General features: G+C 73.3%; 3 protein-coding genes. 1 reads left to right on the plus strand and 2 read right to left on the minus strand.

Annotated elements, in window-relative coordinates; all coding sequences use genetic code 11:
• The coding region (locus VGR37_03210) for a M20/M25/M40 family metallo-hydrolase (protein HEV2146403.1) at positions 1-1,316 on the plus strand (1,316 nt) is incomplete at its 5' end.
• 191 nt (positions 1,317-1,507) lie between these two features.
• Here VGR37_03210 and VGR37_03215 read toward each other — a convergent pair.
• Together VGR37_03215 and VGR37_03220 are read right to left on the minus strand one after the other, a co-directional pair.
• Complete coding sequence (locus VGR37_03215) at positions 1,508-2,278, minus strand: L,D-transpeptidase family protein (protein ID HEV2146404.1); 771 nt, start codon at positions 2,276-2,278, stop codon at positions 1,508-1,510.
• Positions 2,279-2,314: 36 nt separating this feature from the next.
• Positions 2,315-2,504: hypothetical protein (locus VGR37_03220; GenBank protein ID HEV2146405.1), on the minus strand; the 190-nt coding region annotated here is incomplete at its 5' end.

Here is a 2,504-nt window from a genome sequence, read left to right on the forward strand (position 1 = left end):
CGCCCGCGCCGCTCCCCGCCAGCGTCGCCCCCGCGGGGGACGACCCGCGCATCTTCGAGATGGTCGCGGCGGTGTCCCCGGCCCGGCTGGAGCGCGACATCCACTCCCTGGTGGGGTTCCACACGCGGCACACCCTGTCGGACACGCTTTCCCGCACGCGGGGGATCGGCGCGGCGCGGCGCTGGCTCTTCGCGGAGTTCCAGCGGATCTCCCAGGCGTGCGGGGGGTGCCTGGAGGTGATGTACGTGTCGGACGTGGTGAAGGGCGGCTCACACCCGCGGATCGGGCACGACGTCCGGATCGTGAACGTGGTGGCCGTGCAGCGCGGGACCGCGGACCCGGAGCGCTACACGCTGATGAGCGCGCACTACGACTCGCGCGTCACAGACGTGATGGACTCCACCAGCTTCGCCCCGGGCGCCAACGACGACGGCTCGGGGACGGTGGCGCTCCTGGAGGCGGCCCGGGTGCTGTCACGCTACCGCTTCGACGGATCGATCGTGTACGCGGCGCTGGCGGGAGAGGAGCAGGGGCTCTTCGGCGGGAGGATCCTGGCGCAGCACGCGAAGGAGCGCGGCTGGCGGATCGAGGGGGTGCTGAACAACGACATCATCGGCAACACCCGCGGGGTGAACGGGGTGGTGGAGAACTCCACCGCCCGGGTCTTCGGCCCCGGGATCCCCGCCAGCGCGCCCGAGGCGGAGCTGCGCCGCTACCTGTACTCCGGGGGGGAGCTGGACACGCCCTCGCGTCAGCTCATGCGCTACGTGGAGCGGACGGCGGAACGGTACGTCCCTAACCTGGACGTCCGGATGATCTACCGCCTGGACCGCTTCGGCCGCGGCGGCGACCAGACGCCGTTCTTCGAGCTGGGCTTCCCGGCGGTGCGCATCACCGAGACCAACGAGGACTACACGCGCCAGCACCAGAACGTGCGCACGGAGAACGGGATCCGCTACGGCGACCTCCCGGAGGGCGTGGACTATCCGTACCTGGCGAAGATGACGGGCCTGAACGTGGCGGCGCTCGCTTCCCTCGCCTGGGCGCCCCCTAGCCCCGACAGCGCCACCATCACGGGCGCGGTGCAGCCCTCCGCCACGCTGCGCTGGAAGGCGGTGCCCGCCCCCGACCTGGCGGGCTACCGGGTGTACTGGCGCGAACCGGAGGCCCCCACGTGGACGCACTCGCGCTGGGTGGGGAACGCCACCCAGGCGACGATCGACGGGATCACCATCGACAACTACTTCTTCGGGGTGGCGGCGGTGGACCGGGAGGGGCACGAGAGCCGGGCGGTGTTCCCGCTGCCGGGACGGTAAAGTGCGAGAGTGCGGAAGTGCGAAGGCTGGCGAGCGACGGGGCGCTGGCGGTCACGCAGCGCGTCGGCGGCGAGGGCGCCCCGGCCAACTTCGTCTTCAGGAAGTAGCCGCGGAGCCGCGACGGCAGGCAGCGAAGGGGCGCGGAACGGATCCGCGCCCCCTCGGCGTTTCCCTCTTCGGAAGATTCGACGTCAGGGGAGGGCCCAGCGCTCCCGCAGCCGCTCGTACTCCGCGCGGGGGAGCTGCACCAGCACGGGCTCGCCGTCGGGAGCGAGCCAGCGCAGCACCTCTCGCATGTGGGGCGCAGCCATGGCGGTGCACCCGGCGGTGGGATGGCCGGGGCCCTTCCAGACGTGGAGGAAGATGCACGAGCCGGCGCCGGGCCGGGTCTGCTCGCCCCAGTTGTGCTCCACGATGGCGCCCAGGCTGTACTGGTCGTCGGACAGGCGCATCCGCTCCACTGTCCCCGTCCAGTCCTTCCGCACCGCGGCGCTGTCCACCACCCGGTTGTAGTACGCGGACTCCACGTCGTCCACGCAGCGGTGCGACTCGGTGGAGTGGATGTAGGGGAGGCGGATCCAGGGGACCTGCGAAGCGGACGGGTACCCGAACGCCGAGCCGATCCGGAACGCCCCCGCGGGAGCCCTCCCGTCCCCCTCGCGCTTGGTCGGCCCGGACGCGGGGGGCTGCGCCTCGTGCAATCCCGTCCCCCACGCCGTCCCGCTCCGCCCCACCACCACGGGGACCGGCTCCCCCACCAGGCGCCACTCCTCGCCCGGCGCGCTCCGCTCGAAGCGCCGCAGGGTGCCGCCGACCGAGTCCCACCCCGCCGTGGTCACCAGCAGCAGCTGCCGCGCGCCGCCGAGCGGCCCGCCGGGCGCCGTCCCCTGGGAGACGGCGGCGTCGGAGGACGCCAGCAGCGCGGCGAACGCCAGGACGGCCACGAGGAGCGCGGTGCGCATGATAAGGGTGGGGCGGGGAGAGGCGGAGCGCGAAGGCTACCGCTCCTTCTTCATCTCGCGGGCCGCTCGGCGCAGGGCGAGCAGGACGTCGTCACCGTAGGCGTTGCCCCGCCCCACCCGGACCTCGGCGGCGCTGGGGACCGCGTCCTCCAGGAGGTCCAGCGCGCGCCAGACCATCCCCGCGCGCCCCTCGCCAGCGTTGCGCGGGTTGGAGGCGGCCCTGCGC

Source organism: Longimicrobiaceae bacterium (assembly GCA_035936415.1).
In the GTDB taxonomy this organism is placed as follows: domain Bacteria; phylum Gemmatimonadota; class Gemmatimonadetes; order Longimicrobiales; family Longimicrobiaceae; genus JAFAYN01.

Excerpts from the sequence above, each read along its gene's own strand:
- VGR37_03215 (HEV2146404.1), bottom strand. The coding sequence starts at position 2,278 with ATGCGCACCGCGCTCCTCGTGGCCGTCCTGGCGTTCGCCGCGCTGCTG.